We start from the raw sequence: 21087 nt of genomic DNA on the forward strand, positions 1-21087 counted from the left end.
CAACCCTGGGAACAAAAGGAGTTGAGCCATGGCGGACTTCCGCCGACCGCCGGAGTGGACACAGAACGCCGACCGGCACACCGCGCTGATCGACCCGGTGCTGACCGTGCGTCCGATCTCGCGGTTCGACTACACCGTCCGCCGCCAGGTCGGCGCGATCGACCACGCCCTGGTCTTCGTCACCGCGAGCGGCTCGTACGACGTCTATATGCCACCGCACCGCCCGAGCCGCACGGACGCGGCGGCCCGTCGCTACACCTCCGTCTACGAGGTGGACATGGGCAGCCACCCGGTACAGCTGGACCTTGAACTGCCCAGCGACGACGACGCGTTCTCCTTCGGCGCCACCGCCGACTTCACCTGGCGGGTGGCCGATCCGATCGCTTTCGTGGCGAGCGGCGAACGGGACGTGCCGACCCGGCTCACCCGCGAACTGCAGCAGGCGGCCCGGCCGGTCACCCGGCGCTTCACCATCGAGGACAGCCCCGCCGCCGAACGGGCCGTGCAGCAGGCGGTCGAGGAGGACACCTTCGCCGCGGGCACCGGCCTGAACGTGTCGTGCGTGGTGCGGCTGCGGCTGGACGACGACGCGATCGCCCACCGGCGGCGCAAGCGCACCCTGCGCTACGAGTCGGAGATGCTCGACCCCGAGCACGAGTACCGGATGCGGCAGGCACAGCTCCAGCACCAGCTGGACGTTCTGCGCGAGCAGCAGTCCCAGGAACTGATCGCGCAGAAGATCGCCTTCTATCAGTACTGGCTCCAGCACGGCGGGGTCGCCACCTGGGCCCTGCACCTGGCGGCCCATCCCACGGACACCCGAATGGTCGTCAGCACCCTGCAGAAGGACCAGCTCGGCGCCATCCGCAAGGAACTGGAACTGATCGCCGGGGACACCCTGGAGGACTATCAGAAGGCCGAGTCGGCCCGCTCCGTCCTGCGTTCCGTCGACGAGTTCATGCGGGAGCAGGCGGCGCCACCCCAGGCCCTGCCCCCGGGCATGTCCCCGCAGCAGCCATACGCCCCACCGCAGTCCTATGCCCCGGGCCCGCCGCCCACCCAGCCCCCGGCCCCGTACGCTCAGCCGCCGCAGACACAACTGCCGTACGATCAGCCGCCGCAGGCACAGCCGCCGTATGGCCAGGCGCCGCAGGCACAACCCCCGTACGGCCAGGCACCGCAGGCGCAACCCCCGTACGGTCAGGCGCAGATGGGACAACCGGCGTACGAGCAGGCGCCGTTGGGGCAGCCGGTGCCCGGTCAGCCGTCGTACGGGCAGGCGGTTCACGACCAGGTGCCCTACGCCTCCCCGACGCCTCCCCCGCCGCCCGCACCCGCCGTGCCTCCTGCGACGCTCGTGTCCGACGGGCCCGCACCGGCCGTACCGCCCGCGCCCGGCGCAGCCCGGGAGGAGTCCGGCGAGGCGGGTCCGGCATGACCTCCCCCGACAGCACCGCGTCCCCGGCCGTCCCCGCCCTCTTCGCCCCCCAGACGGCGGAACGGCTGCTCGCCGAGCTGCGCGACGAGATCGCGCGGGCCGACACCAAGGCCTCCGTCCTGGTGGCGGCGCTGGGCATGGCGGCCGGGGTGTTCACCGGGCTGGTCGCCGGCAAGAACTGGTCGCCGAGCCGGCTGTCCGCACCCGGTACCGCTCTGTGGTGGGCGGGGTCGACGGCGCTGGCCCTGTCACTGGTCGCACTGCTGCTCGCGGTCCTGCCCCGCTTCCGCTCCGGGGCGTGGGCCGAGGGACGCCCCCTGTGCTATTTCGGCGACATCCTGCAGGCGGTACGGGCGGGCCGGCTGGCCGAGGCGCTCGCCGACACCGACCGGGACCCCACTGCCGCCGTGCTCGCCGCCCTCGCCGAGAAGAGCCGGATCGCCTCGTCCAAGCACCTCTGGATCCGTACCGGCCTGATCGCCTTCTGCGTCGGCACCCTGCTGCTGCCCACCGCCGCACTCATCGGCTGACGTCCCCGTACTCGAAGGAGCCCCGCTCATGTCCCAGCCGCCGGACCCGTCCGTACCACCCCAGTACCCGGAGCCGCCCGCACCGCCTCAGTACCCGGAGTCGTCCGCACCGCCCCAGTACCCCGAGCCGACGTACCCCGAAGCCACCGCTCCGACGCCGCCCGTCCACCCCACACCACCCGCCACACCACCCGCCACCCCGCCCTCGTATCCGGGCGAGCCGACCTATCCAACGGCCGCGCCGCAGTACCCGGCCGCTCCGGGTCACCCCGCACCGTCCGCCACCCCACCCCCGTATCCGGGCGAGCCGACGTACCCCACGGCCGCGCCGCAGTACCCGGCCGCCGCTCCGGGTCACCCCACGACGCCCCCGGTCCCTCCGGCATACCCCACCGCCCCGCCGGCACCCGCGGACCAGCCGGCCGCGCATCCGGCCGGGGGCCCGGCCCACCCCGGGCACATACCGCCCCAGCCCCCGCAGTACCCCGCTCCCGGCTACCCCGTGCCTCCACAGACCGCCGCGGTGCCGCCTCCGCCGTCGCATGCCCCGGGCGCCTCGGCGCCGGTGCCGGAACCCGCTCCCGACGATCTCGACTACCGTCACCGCGGCGCCCGCCTGCACGTGGCCGAGTATCAGCGCGGGGCCGACGCCACGGCGATCGGACGGCTCGCGGTGCAGCTGCCCGGGGCCCTGGTGAGCCTCGCGCTGGTCAGCTCCCTAGCGCTCGGTCTGTTCGGGAACGTGGTGGGAACGGTGGTGGTCGTGGCCTGGGTCGCCTCCGGACTGCTCGTCTTCCACCGGCCGACCGAGCTGGCCTTCGCCCGGTATGTGCTCAAGCTCCGCCCGCCCACTCAGGCGGAGCGCTTCCGCCTGGAGCCGATCTGGAACGAGGTGACCGCCCGCGCGGGCATCGAACCGGGCACGTACGAGCTGATGGTGGAGAACAGCGACGAGCTGAACGCGGTGGCGGTGGCCGGCCATGTCGTCGGCGTCACGACCTACTCCCTCAACCGGATCCCGACCAGCAACCTGGCGGCCGTACTCGCGCACGAGCTGGGTCACCACACCGGCGGCCACGCCTGGGCCGGTCTGCTCGGCTACTGGTACTCGCTGCCCGGCCGGATCGCCTGGGCGGTGACCCGCGGGCTGGCCCGGTTCGCGATCGCAGTCGCCAGCGTCTTCTCCATGGCGGCGACCGGGATTCTGGTCCTCTTCATGGCGGTGGTGGTGATCGCCGCGTTCCTCACCGCCTGGTACCTCGCGATCCCACTCGTGCTCGCCCCCTACCTGCTGGCCTACGCGGGCCGGCGCGGCGAGCTGCGTGCGGACCAGCAGGCCGCCGAGCTGGGCTTCGCCCGGCAACTGGCGGAGGTCCTCCACCACTCCCAGGCCGAGGAGGCGGCGGCGAAGGCGGCCCTGGCCGCGCAGGGCCAGAGGCTCAAGGAGCCCGGCACCCTGGCCAGGCTCCTGTCCAGCCACCCGGACGACCACACCCGGCTGAGCGCCCTGGAGCCCTACCTGGGCCTGCACCGCTGACGGTCCCCGAGCACGCCGAAGGGCGGCCACCCCCACGGGGTAGCCGCCCTTCAACTCATGCTGCTCGCCTACTGGTTGTACGGACCGTAGTCGTAGTCCTCCAGCGGAACGGCCTGGCCGGAGCCGGTGCCGAACGGCGAGTAGTCGATGTCGTCGTAGCCGACGGCCGAGTACATCGCGGCCTTGGCCTCCTCGGTCGGCTCGACCCGGATGTTGCGGTAGCGGGACAGACCCGTACCGGCCGGGATGAGCTTACCGATGATGACGTTCTCCTTGAGGCCGATGAGGCTGTCGGACTTGGCGTTGATCGCCGCGTCCGTCAGGACTCGGGTCGTCTCCTGGAAGGAGGCGGCCGACAGCCAGGACTCCGTCGCCAGCGAGGCCTTCGTGATACCCATCAGCTGCGGACGACCGGAGGCCGGGTGACCGCCCTCCTGGACCACACGACGGTTCTCGGTCTCGAACTTCGAGCGCTCGACCAGCTCGCCGGGCAGCAGCTCGGCGTCACCGGACTCGATGATCGTCACACGGCGGAGCATCTGCCGGATGATGATCTCGATGTGCTTGTCGTGGATCGACACACCCTGCGAGTTGTAGACCTTCTGGACCTCGCCGACCAGGTGGACCTGGACGGCACGCTGGCCCAGGATGCGCAGCACGTCGTGCGGGTTGGTGGCACCCACGGTGAGCTGCTGGCCCACCTCGACGTGCTCGCCCTCGCTGACCAGGACCTTGGCACGCTTGGAGATCGGGAAGGCCGTCTCGTCGCTGCCGTCGTCCGGGGTGACGACGAGCTTCTTGGTCTTCTCGGTCTCCTCGATGCGGACGCGGCCACTCGCCTCGGAGATCGGGGCGACACCCTTCGGGGTACGGGCCTCGAAGAGCTCGACGACACGCGGCAGACCCTGGGTGATGTCGTCACCGGCCACACCACCGGTGTGGAAGGTACGCATCGTCAGCTGGGTACCGGGCTCACCGATGGACTGGGCGGCGATGATGCCGACCGCCTCACCGATGTCGACCAGCTTGCCGGTGGCGAGCGAACGGCCGTAGCACATCGCGCAGGTGCCGACGGCGGACTCGCAGGTCAGGACCGAGCGGGTCTTGACCTCCGCGACACCGTTCTTGACCAGCTCGTCGATGAGCACGTCGCCGAGGTCGGTACCGGCCGGGGCCAGCACCCTTCCGTCGACCACGATGTCCTCGGCGAGGCAGCGCGCGTACACGGACGTCTCGACGTTGTCCGTCTTGCGCAGGACACCGCCCTCGCCCCGCTCGGCGATCGCCAGCTTGAGGCCACGCTCGGTGCCGCAGTCCTCCTCGCGGATGATGACGTCCTGCGAGACGTCCACCAGACGACGGGTCAGGTAACCCGAGTCGGCGGTACGCAGGGCGGTGTCCGCGAGACCCTTACGGGCACCGTGCGTGGAGATGAAGTACTCCAGCACGGAGAGGCCCTCACGGAACGAGGCCTTGATCGGACGCGGGATGGTCTCGTTCTTCGCGTTCGACACCAGACCACGCATACCGGCAATCTGACGCATCTGCATCATGTTGCCTCGTGCACCCGAGTTCACCATCATCGAGACCGGGTTGGTCTTCGGGAAGTTCGCGTTCATCGCCTCGGCGACCTCGTTGGTCGCCTTGGTCCAGATCGCGATGAGCTCCTGCGTGCGCTCTTCCTTGGTGATCAGACCGCGCTCGTACTGCTTCTGGACCCTCTCGTCCTGCGCCTCGTAGCCCTTGACGATCTCCTTCTTCGCCTCGGGAACGACGACGTCGGAGATGGCGACGGTGACGCCGGAACGGGTGGCCCAGTAGAAGCCGGACGCCTTCAGGTTGTCGAGCGTCGCCGCCACGATGACCTTCGGGTAGCGCTCGGCGAGGTCGTTGACGATCTCGGAGAGCTGCTTCTTGCCGACCTCGTAGTCGACGAACGGGTAGTCCTCGGGCAGCAGCTCGTTGAAGAGCGCGCGGCCCAGGGTCGTGTTCAGACGGAACGAGTCACCCTGCTGCCACTCCGGCTCGCCCTCCTCGCGGGCCGGCGGGGTCCAGCCGCGCGGCGGGATGGTGCCCACCGGGAAGCGGATGTCCACGCGCGACTGCAGCGAGAGCTCGCCGGCGTCGAACGCCATGATCGCCTCGGCCACGGACGCGAACGAGCGGCCCTCGCCCTTGACGTCACGCATCTCGCCGTCGGTGGTGAGGAAGAACAGACCGAGGACCATGTCCTGGGTCGGCATCGTCACCGGACGGCCGTCGGCCGGCTTGAGGATGTTGTTCGAGGACAGCATCAGGATGCGGGCCTCGGCCTGCGCCTCCGCGGACAGCGGCAGGTGCACGGCCATCTGGTCACCGTCGAAGTCCGCGTTGAACGCGGTGCAGACGAGCGGGTGGATCTGGATGGCCTTGCCCTCGACCAGCTGCGGCTCGAAGGCCTGGATGCCGAGGCGGTGCAGGGTGGGAGCACGGTTCAGCAGGACCGGGTGCTCGGCGATGACCTCTTCGAGGACGTCGTACACGACCGTGCGGCCGCGCTCCACCATGCGCTTGGCGGACTTGATGTTCTGCGCGTGGTTCAGGTCGACCAGGCGCTTCATCACGAACGGCTTGAACAGCTCCAGCGCCATGGCCTTCGGCAGACCGCACTGGTGCAGCTTGAGCTGCGGGCCGACGACGATGACGGAACGCGCCGAGTAGTCGACTCGCTTACCGAGCAGGTTCTGCCGGAAGCGGCCCTGCTTGCCCTTCAGCATGTCGCTGAGGGACTTCAGCGGACGGTTGCCGGGGCCCGTGACCGGGCGACCACGACGGCCGTTGTCGAAGAGCGCGTCGACGGCCTCCTGGAGCATGCGCTTCTCGTTGTTCACGATGATCTCGGGCGCACCGAGGTCGAGAAGCCGCTTCAGGCGGTTGTTGCGGTTGATGACACGGCGGTACAGGTCGTTCAGGTCGGAGGTCGCGAAGCGGCCACCGTCCAGCTGCACCATCGGACGCAGGTCCGGCGGGATGACCGGGACGCAGTCCAGGACCATGCCCTTGGGGCTGTTGGACGTCTGCAGGAACGCGGAGACGACCTTCAGGCGCTTCAGGGCACGGGTCTTCTTCTGGCCCTTGCCGGTGCGGATGATCTCGCGGAGCCGCTCGGCCTCCTCCTCCAGGTCGAAGGACTCCAGGCGCTTCTGCAGCGCCGCGGCACCCATCGAACCGTCGAAGTACGTGCCGAAGCGGTCACGCAGCTCGCGGTAGAGCAGCTCGTCGCCCTCCAGGTCCTGGACCTTGAGGTTCTTGAACCGGTTCCACACCTCGTCGAGGCGGTCGATCTCGCGCTGCGCACGGTCGCGCAGCTGCTTCATCTCGCGCTCGGCACCCTCGCGCACCTTGCGGCGCACATCGGCCTTGGCGCCCTCGGCCTCCAGCTCGGCCAGGTCGGCCTCAAGCTTCTTGGCGCGGCCTTCCAGGTCGGCGTCGCGGCGGTTCTCGATCTGCTGGCGCTCGACCGAGACATGCGCCTCCAGGGAGGGCAGGTCGCGCGTACGGCGCTCCTCGTCGACGTACGTGATCATGTACGCGGCGAAGTAGATGACCTTTTCGAGGTCCTTGGGCGCCAGGTCCAGCAGGTAGCCCAGGCGCGACGGGACGCCCTTGAAGTACCAGATGTGCGTGACGGGGGCGGCCAGCTCAATGTGGCCCATCCGCTCACGGCGCACCTTGGCGCGCGTGACCTCGACGCCACAGCGCTCGCAGATGATGCCCTTGAAGCGGACGCGCTTGTACTTGCCGCAGTAGCACTCCCAGTCCCGGGTCGGACCGAAGATCTTCTCGCAGAAGAGTCCGTCCTTTTCGGGCTTCAGGGTGCGGTAGTTGATCGTCTCGGGCTTCTTGACCTCGCCGTGGCTCCACTGACGGATGTCGTCAGCGGTGGCCAGGCCGATCCGGAGCTCGTCGAAGAAGTTGACGTCGAGCACTATGCGTCAATCCCTCTCAGGGTCGTAAGTCTGTGGTCTGAAACGGGGGCCTGGGGGTCGGCGGGCCTCCTGGTCAGGAGGCCCGCCCGACTCCCGTCAGACCTCTTCGACGCTGCTCGGCTCGCGCCGGGACAGGTCGATACCGAGCTCCTCCGCAGCGCGGAAGACGTCCTCGTCGGTGTCACGCATCTCGATGGACATACCGTCGCTGGACAGCACCTCCACGTTCAGGCAGAGCGACTGCATCTCCTTGATGAGCACCTTGAAGGACTCGGGGATGCCGGGCTCCGGGATGTTCTCGCCCTTGACGATGGCCTCGTAGACCTTCACGCGGCCGGTGACGTCGTCGGACTTGATGGTCAGCAGCTCCTGGAGGGCGTACGCGGCGCCGTAGGCCTCGAGGGCCCACACCTCCATCTCACCGAAGCGCTGGCCACCGAACTGCGCCTTACCACCCAGCGGCTGCTGGGTGATCATCGAGTACGGACCGGTCGAACGGGCGTGCAGCTTGTCGTCGACCAGGTGGTGCAGCTTCAGGATGTACATGTAGCCGACCGAGATCGGGTCCGGGAACGGCTCACCGCTACGGCCGTCGAACAGCCGCGCCTTGCCGGACGGGAGCACCATGCGCTCGCCGTCGCGGTTCGGGATGGTGTGCTGCAGCAGACCCGCCAGCTCGTCCTCGCGGGCACCGTCGAAGACCGGGGTCGCGACGTTGGTGCGCGGGGCGACCTGGTCGGCGCCGATGACCTGCAGGCGCTGGGCCCACTCGTCCGCGAGGCCGGAGACGTCCCAGCCGCGGCTGGCGAGCCAGCCGAGGTGGATCTCCAGGACCTGTCCCGGGTTCATTCGGGACGGCACACCCAGCGGGTTGAGGATGATGTCGACCGGGGTGCCGTCCTCCAGGAACGGCATGTCCTCGATCGGCAGGATCTTGGAGATGACACCCTTGTTGCCGTGCCGGCCGGCGAGCTTGTCACCGTCGGTGATCTTGCGCTTCTGCGCGACGTAGACGCGGACCAGCTGGTTCACGCCCGGCGGCAGCTCGTCGCCCTCCTCGCGGTCGAAGACGCGCACGCCGATGACCTTGCCGGTCTCGCCGTGCGGCACCTTCAGCGAGGTGTCACGGACCTCACGGGCCTTCTCACCGAAGATCGCGCGCAGCAGGCGCTCCTCGGGGGTCAGCTCGGTCTCGCCCTTCGGGGTCACCTTGCCGACGAGGATGTCGCCGGCGATGACCTCGGCACCGATGCGGATGATGCCGCGCTCGTCGAGGTCGGCGAGGACCTCCTCGGAGACGTTCGGGATGTCCCGGGTGATCTCCTCGGGGCCCAGCTTGGTGTCACGGGCGTCGACCTCGTGCTCCTCGATGTGGATCGAGGAGAGGACGTCGTCCTGCACGAGGCGCTGCGACAGGATGATCGCGTCCTCGTAGTTGTGACCCTCCCACGGCATGAACGCCACGAGCAGGTTCTTGCCGAGGGCCATCTCGCCGTTCTCGGTGGCCGGACCGTCGGCGAGCACCTGGCCCGTGATGATCCGGTCGCCCTCGTTGACGATGACCTTCTGGTTGACCGAGGTGCCCTGGTTGGACCGGGAGAACTTGGCCAGGCGGTACGTGATGTACGTGCCGTCGTCGTTGGCGGTGGTGATGTAGTCCGCGGAGACCTCCTGGACCACACCGTCCTTCTCGGCCTTGACCACGTCGCCGGCGTCGACCGCGGAGCGGTACTCCATGCCGGTGCCGACGAGCGGGGCCTCCGACTTAATCAGCGGCACGGCCTGGCGCATCATGTTCGCGCCCATGAGGGCACGGTTGGCGTCGTCGTGCTCAAGGAAGGGAATCATGGCGGTCGCGACCGACACCATCTGGCGCGGCGAGACGTCCATGTAGTCCACGTCCTCGGGGGCGACGTAGTCGACCTCGCCGCCACGGCGGCGGACCAGGACGCGGGCCTCGGCGAAGCGCAGCTCGTCGGTCAGCGGCGCGTTGGCCTGCGCGATGACGAAGCGGTCTTCCTCGTCGGCGGTCAGGTAGTCCACCTCGTCGGTGACCACACCGTGCTCGTCGACCTTGCGGTACGGCGTCTCGATGAAACCGAACGCGTTGACCCGGCCGTAGGAGGCGAGCGAGCCGATCAGACCGATGTTCGGGCCTTCGGGCGTCTCGATCGGGCACATGCGGCCGTAGTGCGAGGGGTGCACGTCACGGACCTCGAAGCCGGCCCGCTCACGGGAGAGACCACCCGGGCCGAGGGCGTTCAGACGACGCTTGTGCGTCAGCCCCGACAGCGGGTTGTTCTGGTCCATGAACTGGGACAGCTGCGACGTACCGAAGAACTCCTTGATCGACGCCACGACCGGGCGGATGTTGATCAGGGTCTGCGGCGTGATCGCCTCGACGTCCTGGGTGGTCATGCGCTCGCGCACGACACGCTCCATACGGGCGAGACCCGTACGGACCTGGTTCTGGATCAGCTCACCGACGCTGCGGATGCGGCGGTTGCCGAAGTGGTCGATGTCGTCGGTCTCGACCATGATCGTGCGACCGGACTCGGCCACCGTCTCGGTCTCGCCGGCGTGCAGCTTCACCAGGTACTTGATGGTGGCGATGACGTCGTCGGTGGTGAGCACACCGGCGTCCAGCGGCTCGTCCGCACCGAGCTTCTTGTTCACCTTGTAGCGGCCGACCTTGGCGAGGTCGTAGCGCTTCGGGTTGAAGTAGAGGTTCTCCAGCAGCGTCTGCGCGGCCTCACGGGTGGGGGGCTCGCCCGGACGCAGCTTGCGGTAGATGTCGAGCAGCGCGTCGTCCTGGCCCTGGGTGTGGTCCTTCTCCAGGGTGGCGCGCATGGACTCGTACTCGCCGAACTCCTCGAGGATCTGCTCGGTCGTCCAGCCGAGCGCCTTCAGCAGCACGGTGACCGACTGCTTGCGCTTGCGGTCGATACGCACACCGACCATGTCGCGCTTGTCGATCTCCATCTCCAGCCAGGCACCCCGGGACGGGATGATCTTGGCGGAGAAGATGTCCTTGTCGGACGTCTTGTCGATGGTGGAGTCGAAGTAGACACCGGGGGAACGGACCAGCTGGGACACCACGACACGCTCGGTGCCGTTGATGACGAAGGTGCCCTTGTTCGTCATGAGCGGGAAGTCGCCCATGAAGACCGTCTGGGACTTGATCTCACCGGTCTCGTTGTTGGTGAACTCGGCGGTGACGAAGAGCGGGGCGGCGTACGTGAAGTCGCGCTCCTTGCACTCGTCGATGGAGTTCTTCGGCGGCTCGAAGCGGTGGTCCCGGAACGTCAGGGACATCGACCCGGAGAAGTCCTCGATCGGGGAGATCTCCTCGAAGATCTCCTCCAGACCGGACTTGGTGGGGACGTCCTGACCGTTCTCCAGAGCCTCCTCGACCCGACTCTGCCAGGCGGTGTTGCCGAGCAGCCAGTCGAAGCTCTCGGTCTGCAGCGCGAGCAGGTTCGGAACCTCGAGAGGCTCCTTGATCTTTGCAAAGGAGATGCGCAGCGGGGCGGTGCTGGCGCCGTTGTTCGTATTCGCGGTCGAGGCATTGCGCGAGGCGGCCAAGAGGGGGTCCTTCCGAGGGCTCGGACTCACTACGCGCGTGCCGGCCCCTCCCCCGTACACAGAGACAGAAACCCCAGGTCAAGGGAGCTTTTGTCATCCGTGCTCGAGTGAGGGCAGACCCCTGGTGACGGGCAGGGGACAGCTAACAGGCAGCGCAAAGGGTCAGTGTAGCCACTTGGCACACTGATGTCCAGTGCGGGTTTCTCGAGACCCTCGCTGTCCTCACCGCTCTTGTCAACGCCCTCGGCATGCCTGCCCTCAACGCACGTTGATACTGCCCTCTTCGCCGTCGATCCATGCCTCGGATTCGGATCCTTGTGACGACGCGTCCTGAGAATTGCGCGCTGCGTGCGGTTCGTCAAGGCCCCCCAGTCCGAAGCGGACCGTCCGGAGACAGAACGAAGATCACCATACCCCTCGCCGAGGCGAGTTCAAGGCAACCGCGGTCGGGCCCGCCGGATACGCCGAAGAGCGACCACCCGGATGGATGATCGCTCTTCGGTGCGTTCGCGTTACAGCCCTACGGGGCGCTTTTCACGGCGCCACGAGGCTGTGGTCGGCGCGCGTTCGAGTCCGTGTGCGGACCCGGAAGGTCTTACTTGACCTCGACGGAGGCGCCGGCGGCCTTGAGGGACTCGGCGGCCTTCTCGGCGGCCTCCTTGTTGACCTTCTCGAGGACCGGCTTCGGGGTGCCGTCGACGAGGTCCTTGGCCTCCTTCAGACCCAGCGAGGTCAGCTCACGCACGACCTTGATGACCTGGATCTTCTTGTCGCCGGCGCCGGTGAGGATGACGTCGAACTCGTCCTTCTCCTCCTCGGCCTCGGCGGCGGCGCCACCAGCGGCACCACCGGCGACGACGACCGGCGCGGCAGCGGCGGCGGTGACGTCGAACTTCTCCTCGAAGGCCTTCACGAACTCGGAGAGCTCGATGAGGGTCATCTCCTCGAACTGGGCAAGCAGCTCGTCCTGGGTGAGCTTCGCCATGATGGCGGTCCTTCCACTCAATCGGCAGGTGCCGGATGTACTGGGTAAGGCGGGCGTACGTCGGCCCGCTGCGACCCTCGCCGCGTCAGGCGGCCAGGATCAGAAAGCGAGCCGAATTACTCGGCACCGCCCTGCTCGGCCTGCTTGGCGCGCAGCGCGTCCACGGTGCGGACGAGCTTCGACGGCAGCGCCTGGAAGACGGAGGCAGCCTGGGACTGCTTCGCCTTGAAGGCACCGGCCAGCTTGCTGAGCAGAACCTCGCGGGACTCGAGGTCCGCAAGCTTCTTGATCTCGTCGGCGGACAGCGCCTTGCCGTCAAGGACACCGCCCTTGATGACGAGATTCGGGTTTTCCTTGGCGAAGTCACGGAGACCCTTCGCCGACTCCACCGGGTCACCGGTGACGAAGGCGACGGCCGTCGGACCAGCGAAAAGCTCGCCCGGCAGCGTGATCCCGGCCTCGTCGGCCGCAATCTTGGTCAGCGTGTTCTTCACCACGGCGTACTGGGCGTTCTCACCGAGAGAACGACGCAGCGTCTTGAGCTGCGCCACGGTAAGACCGCGGTACTCGGTCAGCACGGCGGCGTTCGAGTTGCGGAACTTGTCCGTCAGCTCGGCAACCGCGGCAGCCTTGTCGGGCCTCGCCATAGAGCCTCGGCCTCCTTCCGGGTGATTCGGACCGCGCGGACCCGAAGGAGGACTGGGTAAACGAAACGCCCCGGCGCAGGCGCACGGGGCGGACTCGACCGGCCGCACACGCGCTCGGCGCGCGCACTCCGGGAGTTCTTCCACTGACACCTGCGCGGGTCGCCCACTTTTCAGCGGATCCTTCGGCCACCGCACCCTCGTTCAGAGCGCACGGCAACGACCAGCGGTCTTTGGCTTCTGCAAGAGAGTACGGGACCGGGGCGCCGCCGAGCAAATCGGGCTCTACGGCGCCCCGGTCCCGCTGCGTCCTGGGGCTAGGAGCTGGTGTTCACAGGGCTCAGGAGCTGGTTGCTCACAAGGCTCAGGAGCTGGTGTTCACGAGCCTCAGGAGCTGGTGCCGGAGCCGCCCGCCACGGTGCCCGCGCCGGTGCCGGTGCCGCCGGACATGCCACCCGTCGTGCCGCCGGTCATACCACCGGACTTGAGCAGGTTCGCGAAGTCGGTGGTGTCGCCGGCCGGCGGTGCCTCGGCGGAGACCTTCACGCCGTAGTCGCTGTAGTAGGCGGTGCTGGTCATCCTGCCGTTCGCCGTGTCGGCCTTCTCGGACTTCTTGACCAGCAGATTCTGGTCGTTGATCCAGATGTCGATGGTGTCGGTGGTGACGCCCGCCTGGTCGAGCTGCTTCTTCAGGGCCGCCAGCTGGTCCGCGCTGAGATTGCTGCTCTTGCCCGCGAGGTCGGCGACGTTCACCGTGCCCGCGTAGTGCGTGGTGTGGGCGCCGGAGACCGTCTCCTCGCCGACCTTCTTGACGTCACCGGAGGCCAGCAGCATCTTCACGGACTGCTTCGGCGTGGAGTTCTGCAGCTGGTCCTTCAGGTACGAGCCCGAGGCGCCGCCGAGCTTGGCCAGCTCGTCGTACGAGTACTTGATCCAGTGCTTGCCGCCCGTGTGCTGGGCGTAGGCCTCGCTCATGTGCGCGTAGTAGGCGTCCGGCAGATAGCGGGCCTCCATCGACGACGTGCCGGCCTGGCGCATCATGTCGGCCATCTTGCCGCCGGTGTAGGTGATGGTGAGGTTGCCCTTGAGGCCGTCGCCCCAGGTGAGCGCGCCGTTCGCCGTCATCGCCATCAGGTCGCCGATGGAGGTGGTGGAGCGCACCTTGGCCGAGTCCGCCTTGTCGGTGGACTGCTCGGCGGAGCGCAGCGCGGCGATGGGGCTGACGTGGATCGCGGCATCGCCGGCCGCCTTGTCGCCCTTCCTGGAGTCCGAGGAACCGCAGGCGGCCACCCCGGTCAGCGCGGCGACCACCGCCACGGAAAGGCTCATCCGGCGCGCCGTCGTGCTCTTCATCGTGTCCTACCCCCATGCAAGTCGTGTGCCCGCACCGTAGCCCAGGCCACTGACAGTCGTGCGACAGCTCGTACGAAGAAAGGACGGGCCCTGCACCTGGAAGGTTGCAGGGCCCGCCCTCTACTTACGCGTACCTGACGCGGCTACCGGGTGAGCGGGAGGCTCAGACGGCGGCCGGGTCCTCCTCGACGAGGAGGTTGCGGGTGCGGTTCGGGTCGACCGGGATGCCGGGGCCCATCGTGGTGGTGATGGCGGCCTTCTTGATGTAGCGACCCTTGGCGGCGGACGGCTTCAGACGGAGGATCTCCTCCAGCGCGGCGCCGTAGTTCTCCACCAGCTTGGCGTCGTCGAAGGACGCCTTGCCGATGATGAAGTGCAGGTTCGAGTGCTTGTCGACGCGGAACTCGATCTTGCCGCCCTTGATCTCGGTCACGGCCTTGGCGGTGTCCGGGGTCACGGTGCCGGTCTTCGGGTTCGGCATCAGACCACGCGGGCCGAGGACGCGGCCGAGGCGGCCGACCTTGCCCATGAGGTCCGGGGTGGCGACGACGGCGTCGAAGTCCAGACGGCCCTTCGCCACCTCGTCGATCAGCTCGTCGGCGCCGACGATGTCGGCGCCCGCGGCACGCGCGGCCTCGGCACGGTCACCGGTCGCGAAGACCAGGACCCGGGCGGTCTTACCGGTGCCGTGCGGGAGGTTCACGGTGCCACGGACCATCTGGTCGGCCTTGCGCGGGTCGACACCCAGACGGAAGGCGACCTCGACGGTGCCGTCGAACTTGGTCGTGGAGGTCTCCTTGGCGAGACGGACGGCCTCGAGCGGGGCGTAGAGCTTCTCCCGGTCGACCTTGGCGTCCGCAGCGCGGAGAGCCTTGCTGCGCTTGCTCACAACTTGCTCCTGTGTGTTCTGAAAGGAGTCGTGGTCTCTGGGCCGAGCAGGCCCTGCCACGTGCGACCGGCTACGGCCGCATGACTGCTGGGGGGTGAGGTCAGCCCTCGACCGTGATGCCCATGGAGCGGGCGGTGCCGGCGATGATCTTCGACGCGGCGTCCAGGTCGTTGGCGTTGAGGTCGGGCATCTTGGTCTGGGCGATCTCGCGGACCTGCGCCTCGGTGATCTTGGCGACCTTGGTCTTGTGCGGCTCGCCGGAGCCCTTCTCGACACCAGCGGCCTTGAGGATCATCTTCGCGGCCGGCGGGGTCTTGGTGACGAAGGTGAAGGAACGGTCCTCGTAGACCGTGATCTCCACCGGGATGACCCAGCCACGCTGCGACTCGGTCGCGGCGTTGTAGGCCTTGCAGAACTCCATGATGTTGACGCCGTGCTGACCGAGCGCGGGGCCGACCGGCGGGGCCGGGTTCGCCGCACCGGCGTTGATCTGGAGCTTGATGAGCCCCGTGACCTTCTTCTTCTTGGGAGGCATTGCTCTCCGGGTCCTTTCATTCGGGTCCATGCCCGCGCGAGGATCGCGATCCTGACGCAGGCATACCGCACAACGATAACGGGTATGGATGCGCGGCCAAAAACCGTGCAGGTCAGGCGGACCGGGACGGCCTGCCTGACCTGCGCGGAAGCATGAAGTCCAAAAACGGACCAGCTCTTCTGGATCAGTTCTTCTGGATCTGGTCGAAGGACAGCTCGACCGGGGTCTCCCGGCCGAAGATCTCCACCAGGCCCTTGACCTTCTTCGAGTCGGGGTTGATCTCGTTGATGGTCGCCTGCAGCGTGGCGAACGGGCCGTCGGTGACCGTGACCGAGTCGCCGACCTCGAAGTCCAGCACCTGGACCTCGACCTTGCGCTGCGGGGCGGGCTTGCCCTCGGCCTCGGCGGCCTCGCGGGCGGCCTTCTCCTCGGCCTCCGGGGCGAGCATCTTGACGATCTCGTCCAGAGTCAGCGGGTACGGGTCGTAGGCGTTGCCGACGAAGCCGGTGACACCCGGGGTGTTGCGGACGACGCCCCAGGACTCGTTGGTCAGGTCCATGCGGACCAGGACGTAACCCGGCAGCTTGTTCTGCTTGATCGTCTTGCGGTCGCCGTTCTTGATCTGGACGACCTCTTCCTGCGGCACCTCGGCCTGGAAGATGTAGTCCTCGACGTTCAGCGAGACGGCGCGCTGCTCCAGGTTGGTCTTCACGCGGTTCTCGTAGCCGGCGTAGGTGTGGATGACGTACCACTCGCCGGGCAGGGTGCGCAGTTCCTCGCGCAGGGCCGCGATGGGGTCGACGGGCTCGGCCGGCTCTTCCTCGCCGGCCTCGGCGTCGGCCTCCTCGGATGCCTCTTCGCTCTCGTCCTCGACGTGCAGGGCCGCCTCTTCGGCCGGCTCCCCCGCCTCGGCCTCGGCAGCCTCGAACTCGTCCTGCTCGTCCGCGCCCTCGACGATGTCGAGCTCGTCGTCCACCATCTCGGCGGCGGTCCCGCGAGGCTCGGTGGCGTCGTCGTTCAGGTTCGGATCAGACACGATGGCTGCTTCTTCCTGGATACATAGGGGTGGAACATGCGAAAACGGGCGCCGGTGCCACGGCGCCCTTCGCTCTTGGCTCAGCCGAAGACGTACTTGGCCGCGTGGTTGAGCCCATAGTCAATCACGGTCACCAGCGCGATCATGATGGCGACGAAGAAGATCACCACGGTGGTGTACGACGTCAGCTGGTTGCGCGTCGGCCAGACGACCTTGCGGAGCTCCGCGATGATCTGGCGGTAGAAGGTGGCGAGGCGCTTCAGCGGGCCCTTCTTGGCGCGCTTACCACCCTTGCGAGCCTTCTTCTTGGACTCCGACACCTCGTCCTGGGCATCAGGCGTGTCGATGGAGCCCACGGCGTCCGTCATTCGTCCTCACCTGATCCCGGGTCGTGGCCGTGCCGCGCCCGGTTCCTGAGCCGCACGGCGGTGCATTGCTGTACGTACATGCGCACACATCTTGGCGGTGTGTGTAGCAGGGCCGGAGGGACTTGAACCCCCAACCGCCGGTTTTGGAGACCGGTGCTCTACCAATTGAGCTACGACCCTTTGTGTGTCCCCCAACGTACCGCATCCGACCGGGTGCGCGGTGTGCACCGGTTTCGGCGGTGGCTGCTGAAGGCCAACGAGGTGAGAGTGTACGTGGTCCGGGGCCCGGCGTCGAACAGAAAGTGCCCGTCCGGAGCCACTTGACCAAAGATCGTCCTGGCCGGAGCCCGGATTCGGATCCGTGTTCATACCCCGCCCCCTGGCTGTTCAGTCCGTGAAACCCGCGTGCCGGAGAAGTTTCCGGTCTGGAACGATGGGCTCCATGAGCGCTGCAACCCCTCCCACCGAGCGCCGGGTCTCCGCCCGAGTCGGCGCGATCTCCGAGTCCGCCACCCTCGCCGTGGACGCCAAGGCCAAGGCCCTGAAGGCCGCCGGGCGTCCGGTGATCGGCTTCGGCGCGGGCGAGCCCGACTTCCCGACCCCGGACTACATCGTCGAGGCGGCCGTCGAGGCCTGCAAGAACCCCAAGTACCACCGCTACACCCCGGCCGGCGGCCTGCCCGAGCTGAAGGCCGCCATCGCCGCGAAGACGCTGCGCGACTCCGGGTGGGAGCCCGACGTCTCCCAGATCCTCGTCACCAACGGCGGCAAGCAGGCCATCTACGAGGCGTTCGCCGCGATCCTCGACCCGGGCGACGAGGTCATCGTCCCGGCGCCGTACTGGACGACGTACCCGGAGTCGATCCGGCTCGCGGGCGGTGTCCCGGTGGAGGTGGTGGCCGACGAGACCACCGGCTACCGCGTCACGGTCGAGCAGCTGGAGGCGGCCCGCACGGAGCGGACGAAGGTCGTGCTCTTCGTCTCCCCGTCCAACCCGACCGGCGCGGTGTACTCCGAGGCCGAGACCGAGGCGATCGGCCGCTGGGCCGTGGAGCACGGTCTGTGGGTGCTCACCGACGAGATCTACGAGCACCTGGTCTACGGCGACGCCTCCGCGGTGTCCCTGCCGGCGCTGCTGCCCGAGCTGCGCGACAAGTGCGTCGTGGTCAACGGCGTGGCGAAGACGTACGCCATGACCGGCTGGCGCGTGGGCTGGGTCATCGGCCCGAAGGACGTCGTCAAGGCCGCCACCAACCTGCAGTCGCACGCCACGTCGAACGTCTCCAACGTGGCCCAGGTGGCCGCGCTGGCCGCCGTCTCCGGTGACCTGGAGGCCGTGGCGAAGATGCGCGAGGCCTTCGACCGCCGCCGCAAGACCATGGTGCGGATGCTCAACGAGATCGACGGCGTGCTCTGCCCGGAGCCCGAGGGCGCGTTCTACGCCTATCCGTCGGTCAAGGCCCTGCTCGGCAAGGAGATCCGCGGCAAGCGCCCGCAGGACACCGTCGAGCTGGCCGCGCTGATCCTGGAGGAGGCCGAGGTCGCGGTCGTCCCGGGCGAGGCCTTCGGCACGCCGGGCTATCTGCGGCTGTCGTACGCGCTCGGTGACGAGGACCTCGTCGAGGGCGTGAGCCGTATGCAGAAGCTGCTGGCGGAGGCGCGGGACTAGTTCCTGCGCGACACGCGTGTGTGCGGGCCGTTTCCCTTCGGGGAGGCGGCCCGCTTCTGTGTGCGAGCAAGACCACGTTCAGGGAAATGGCTTCCGGGAATTCGGGGACGTACGGCAGGATCCTTGGATGGAGCGTGTACGTGACCTCTCTGAGCTGCCGAAAGCCCATCTGCACCTGCACTTCACCGGTTCGATGCGACCCGGGACCGTCCTGGAACTGGCCGACAAGTACGGCGTACGGCTGCCCGAGACCCTGACGGAAGCACTGACCAGCGGCGAACCGCCCAAGCTGCGGGCCACGGACGAACGCGGCTGGTTCCGTTTCCAGCGGCTGTACGACGCGGCGCGCTCCTGCCTGAGGCAGCCGGAGGACATCCAGCGCCTGGTGCGGGAGGCCGCCGAGGAGGACCTGAAGGACGGCTCGGGCTGGCTGGAGATCCAGGTGGACCCGACGTCGTACGCGCCGAGGCTGGGCGGGCTGATCCCGGCGCTGGAGATCATCCTGGACGCGGTGGAGACCGCCTCCCGGGAGACCGGCCTCGGGATGCGCGTGCTGGTCGCCGCCAACCGGATGAAGCACCCGCTGGACGCCCGGACGCTGGCCCGGCTGGCGGTGCGGTACACGGACCGGGGCGTGGTCGGTTTCGGGCTCTCCAACGACGAGCGGCGGGGCATGGCGCGGGACTTCGACCGGGCCTTCCACATCGCGCGCGAGGGCGGTCTGCTGTCGGCCCCGCACGGCGGCGAGCTGACCGGCCCGGCCTCGGTGCGCGACTGCCTGGACGACCTGCACGCCTCCCGGATCGGGCACGGCGTGCGCGCTGCGGAGGACCCGCGGCTGCTGAAGCAGCTGGCCGACCGGGGCGTGACCTGCGAGGTGTGCCCGGCGTCGAACGTGGCGCTCGGTGTGTACGAGAAGCCCGAGGACGTGCCGCTGCGGACCCTCTTCGAGGCCGGCGTCCCGATGGCTCTCGGCGCCGACGACCCGCTGCTGTTCGGCTCCCGGCTGGCGGCCCAGTACGAGATCGCCCGGCACGCCCACGGCTTCTCGGACGCCGAACTCGCCGAACTGGCCCGCCAGTCGGTGCGGGCCTCGGCCGCCCCGGAGGACGTCAGGGCGCGGCTGCTGGCCGACGTCGACGACTGGCTGGCGCGCCCGGCCGTCTGAAGTGGGCGTAGGGCGGATACGCCGTGAAGCAGACCAGGACCTCGACCGGGTGCCCGCCGCCGGGCGGCTGCTCGAGCCCCCGCAGCCCGGACACCACAGACGCGTGTCCCTTGGGCGCGTTCTTCTCGCGCGGCCCCTGGCCGGCGGCGTAGGCCAGGGACATGGCGGCCTCGGCGAAGACGTCGCGGCTGCCGAAGAGGAAGAACGTGTTCGCGTGGGTGGTGTGGCGCAGCTCGTCCCGGCAGTCGGCGCGCTGTTCCCGCGCGCGCCAGGCGGCGGCGTCCCGCGCGGTGCGCGCCTCGTCGGTGCGGACGGTGAGCGGGGAGCCGCCCTGCCGCAGCCGGCGGCGCACTTCGGGCCATTGTGAGGCGCGCAGGCCCAGCGAGTGGTGGGCCAGGACGAGATCGACGAGCGGCCCCTGGCCCTCGTCGGGCGGCAGGCCCTCCCGCAGCGGCACATGGACGATCGTGTGCCGCGCATGCGCGGCGAACGAGATCAGCCCGGCGAGCCGGTTGAGTCCGTCGTGGTCGCCCATGAGCGTGCCGATCGGCGCGGGTGCGCGCAGCGAGGTGTGGCGCAGCGGCTGCCAGGGCTGGACGACCCGGTGTTCGCAGGGCCCGATCCGGGGCCGGAACTCGCGCAGTCTCAGCCGCATGGGGTCGTGACCCCGGAGGCGCTTGTCATGGCCCCAGCATGCGGTTCACGCGGAGCCCGGCGCAACGGAGATTCCGCCCAGCAGCGTCTTCGCGAGCCGCGCGGCGAAGTCGTCGACCGGCGGCCGCTCCCCCGGGTCGGTCGCTTCGTAGGCGAACACGCGCTGCGCACAGGCGCCCAGCAGCAACGAGGCGGCCGCGAAGGTGTCGGCGTCGGCGCGCACCCGGCCGAGGGCCTGTTCGGCGCGGAGGTAGGCGTCCAGCTCCTGGATGGGCCGGTGCGGGCCCGAGCCGAGCTTGCGCAGGGCCTCGAAGTGGCGCCGCTTGAGCTGGGTCTCGGCGTACAGGGAGGCGGCGATCGGGAAGCTCTGCTCGTAGAAGAGGGCGGCCTCGCGGGCGATCTCGGTGAGGTTGCCTTCCAGGGTGCCCGGTCCCGGTTCGGCGGCGAGGCGGCCCAGCAGCGGGGTGAGCTGCGGCAGGCGCTCGGCGAGCACCCGGACGAACAGCTCTTCCTTGCTGTCGAAGTACTTGTAGAGGGCCGCTTCGGAGCAGCCGGCCGCACGGGCGATCTCCTTGGTGGTGGCGCGGGCGAGTCCGACGGTGAGCATCAGCTCGTGGGCGGCGTCGAGGATGCGGACGCGCGCCGGCTTCGGGTCCATGGGTCGTCCCCTCAGGCTTGACGAGTGGGTGAGTACTTACTCACTCTAGAGGGAAGCAGAGGTGAGTGAA

General features: G+C 68.7%; 16 protein-coding genes and 1 tRNA gene. 5 read left to right on the forward strand and 12 right to left on the reverse strand.

Annotation, left to right across the window (positions count from 1 at the left end; all coding sequences use genetic code 11):
* Positions 1-28: 28 nt before the first annotated feature.
* From AB5L52_RS18045 to AB5L52_RS18055, 3 genes are read left to right on the forward strand one after another with little or no spacing between them, the layout of a single operon-like run.
* Positions 29-1438 carry a PE-PGRS family protein gene (locus AB5L52_RS18045; protein WP_351030053.1) on the forward strand — a complete coding sequence of 470 codons (1410 nt, stop codon included), beginning with the start codon at positions 29-31 and terminating at the stop codon, positions 1436-1438.
* Positions 1435-1968 (forward strand): Pycsar system effector family protein, encoded by a 534-nt coding sequence (locus AB5L52_RS18050; protein ID WP_369365000.1) that lies wholly within the window; start codon positions 1435-1437, stop codon positions 1966-1968. The genes AB5L52_RS18045 and AB5L52_RS18050 overlap by 4 nt, the downstream gene beginning before the upstream one ends.
* 28 nt (positions 1969-1996) lie before the next feature.
* Positions 1997-3505 (forward strand): M48 family metalloprotease, encoded by a 1509-nt coding sequence (locus AB5L52_RS18055; protein WP_369365001.1) that lies wholly within the window; start codon positions 1997-1999, stop codon positions 3503-3505.
* A 68-nt stretch (positions 3506-3573) separates the two neighbouring features.
* Here AB5L52_RS18055 and AB5L52_RS18060 read toward each other — a convergent pair whose 3' ends face one another.
* From AB5L52_RS18060 to AB5L52_RS18105, 10 genes are all read right to left on the reverse strand, one after another.
* Entirely contained in the window at positions 3574-7473 is a 3900-nt protein-coding gene (locus tag AB5L52_RS18060) for a DNA-directed RNA polymerase subunit beta' (protein ID WP_351030057.1), read from the reverse strand.
* Between the two features lie 96 nt (positions 7474-7569).
* The gene (rpoB, locus tag AB5L52_RS18065) at positions 7570-11058 is read right to left on the reverse strand and encodes a DNA-directed RNA polymerase subunit beta (RefSeq protein ID WP_351030058.1); all 3489 of its coding nucleotides are present in this window, start codon (positions 11056-11058) and stop codon (positions 7570-7572) included.
* A gap of 595 nt (positions 11059-11653) precedes the next feature.
* Positions 11654-12043 (reverse strand): 50S ribosomal protein L7/L12, encoded by a 390-nt coding sequence (rplL, locus tag AB5L52_RS18070; protein ID WP_351030059.1) that lies wholly within the window; start codon positions 12041-12043, stop codon positions 11654-11656.
* Between the two features lie 116 nt (positions 12044-12159).
* Positions 12160-12690: a 50S ribosomal protein L10 gene (gene rplJ / locus AB5L52_RS18075; protein WP_351030060.1), complete on the reverse strand. Its 531-nt coding sequence runs from the start codon at positions 12688-12690 to the stop codon at positions 12160-12162.
* A gap of 384 nt (positions 12691-13074) precedes the next feature.
* The gene (locus tag AB5L52_RS18080) at positions 13075-14040 is read right to left on the reverse strand and encodes a hypothetical protein (protein WP_369365003.1); all 966 of its coding nucleotides are present in this window, start codon (positions 14038-14040) and stop codon (positions 13075-13077) included.
* A gap of 163 nt (positions 14041-14203) precedes the next feature.
* Positions 14204-14929: a 50S ribosomal protein L1 gene (gene rplA / locus AB5L52_RS18085; protein ID WP_023547414.1), complete on the reverse strand. Its 726-nt coding sequence runs from the start codon at positions 14927-14929 to the stop codon at positions 14204-14206.
* A gap of 100 nt (positions 14930-15029) precedes the next feature.
* Positions 15030-15464, reverse strand: a complete 435-nt coding sequence (gene rplK / locus AB5L52_RS18090) for a 50S ribosomal protein L11 (protein ID WP_031167035.1) — start codon at positions 15462-15464, stop codon at positions 15030-15032.
* A gap of 184 nt (positions 15465-15648) precedes the next feature.
* Positions 15649-16500 (reverse strand): transcription termination/antitermination protein NusG, encoded by an 852-nt coding sequence (nusG, locus tag AB5L52_RS18095; protein WP_369365005.1) that lies wholly within the window; start codon positions 16498-16500, stop codon positions 15649-15651.
* Between the two features lie 80 nt (positions 16501-16580).
* Complete coding sequence (gene secE, locus AB5L52_RS18100) at positions 16581-16868, reverse strand: preprotein translocase subunit SecE (protein ID WP_071385039.1); 288 nt, start codon at positions 16866-16868, stop codon at positions 16581-16583.
* A gap of 107 nt (positions 16869-16975) precedes the next feature.
* Positions 16976-17048 (reverse strand) — tRNA-Trp (locus AB5L52_RS18105).
* Positions 17049-17310: 262 nt separating this feature from the next.
* Between AB5L52_RS18105 and AB5L52_RS18110 the strand changes: the two genes are divergently transcribed.
* Positions 17311-18537, forward strand: coding sequence for a pyridoxal phosphate-dependent aminotransferase (locus AB5L52_RS18110; protein WP_351030065.1), 1227 nt, complete (start codon positions 17311-17313; stop codon positions 18535-18537).
* Positions 18538-18664: 127 nt separating this feature from the next.
* Positions 18665-19705 (forward strand): adenosine deaminase, encoded by a 1041-nt coding sequence (locus AB5L52_RS18115; RefSeq protein WP_369365006.1) that lies wholly within the window; start codon positions 18665-18667, stop codon positions 19703-19705.
* Here AB5L52_RS18115 and AB5L52_RS18120 read toward each other — a convergent pair.
* The gene (locus tag AB5L52_RS18120; protein ID WP_369365008.1) at positions 19650-20360 is read right to left on the reverse strand and encodes a hypothetical protein; all 711 of its coding nucleotides are present in this window, start codon (positions 20358-20360) and stop codon (positions 19650-19652) included. The genes AB5L52_RS18115 and AB5L52_RS18120 overlap by 56 nt on opposite strands.
* 45 nt (positions 20361-20405) lie before the next feature.
* The gene (locus AB5L52_RS18125) at positions 20406-21017 is read right to left on the reverse strand and encodes a helix-turn-helix domain-containing protein (RefSeq protein ID WP_351030071.1); all 612 of its coding nucleotides are present in this window, start codon (positions 21015-21017) and stop codon (positions 20406-20408) included.
* Positions 21018-21087 lie beyond the last annotated feature (70 nt).

The organism is Streptomyces sp. CG4, assembly GCF_041080655.1.
Classification (GTDB): Bacteria; Actinomycetota; Actinomycetes; order Streptomycetales; family Streptomycetaceae; genus Streptomyces.

Excerpts from the sequence above, each read along its gene's own strand:
- AB5L52_RS18045 (WP_351030053.1), top strand. The coding sequence starts at position 29 with ATGGCGGACTTCCGCCGACCGCCGGAGTGGACACAGAACGCCGACCGG.
- AB5L52_RS18050 (WP_369365000.1), top strand. The coding sequence starts at position 1,435 with ATGACCTCCCCCGACAGCACCGCGTCCCCGGCCGTCCCCGCCCTCTTC.
- AB5L52_RS18055 (WP_369365001.1), top strand. The coding sequence starts at position 1,997 with ATGTCCCAGCCGCCGGACCCGTCCGTACCACCCCAGTACCCGGAGCCG.
- rplL (WP_351030059.1), bottom strand. The coding sequence starts at position 12,043 with ATGGCGAAGCTCACCCAGGACGAGCTGCTTGCCCAGTTCGAGGAGATG.
- rplJ (WP_351030060.1), bottom strand. The coding sequence starts at position 12,690 with ATGGCGAGGCCCGACAAGGCTGCCGCGGTTGCCGAGCTGACGGACAAG.
- AB5L52_RS18080 (WP_369365003.1), bottom strand. The coding sequence starts at position 14,040 with ATGAAGAGCACGACGGCGCGCCGGATGAGCCTTTCCGTGGCGGTGGTC.
- rplK (WP_031167035.1), bottom strand. The coding sequence starts at position 15,464 with ATGCCTCCCAAGAAGAAGAAGGTCACGGGGCTCATCAAGCTCCAGATC.
- secE (WP_071385039.1), bottom strand. The coding sequence starts at position 16,868 with ATGACGGACGCCGTGGGCTCCATCGACACGCCTGATGCCCAGGACGAG.
- AB5L52_RS18110 (WP_351030065.1), top strand. The coding sequence starts at position 17,311 with ATGAGCGCTGCAACCCCTCCCACCGAGCGCCGGGTCTCCGCCCGAGTC.
- AB5L52_RS18115 (WP_369365006.1), top strand. The coding sequence starts at position 18,665 with ATGGAGCGTGTACGTGACCTCTCTGAGCTGCCGAAAGCCCATCTGCAC.
- AB5L52_RS18120 (WP_369365008.1), bottom strand. The coding sequence starts at position 20,360 with ATGCGGCTGAGACTGCGCGAGTTCCGGCCCCGGATCGGGCCCTGCGAA.
- AB5L52_RS18125 (WP_351030071.1), bottom strand. The coding sequence starts at position 21,017 with ATGGACCCGAAGCCGGCGCGCGTCCGCATCCTCGACGCCGCCCACGAG.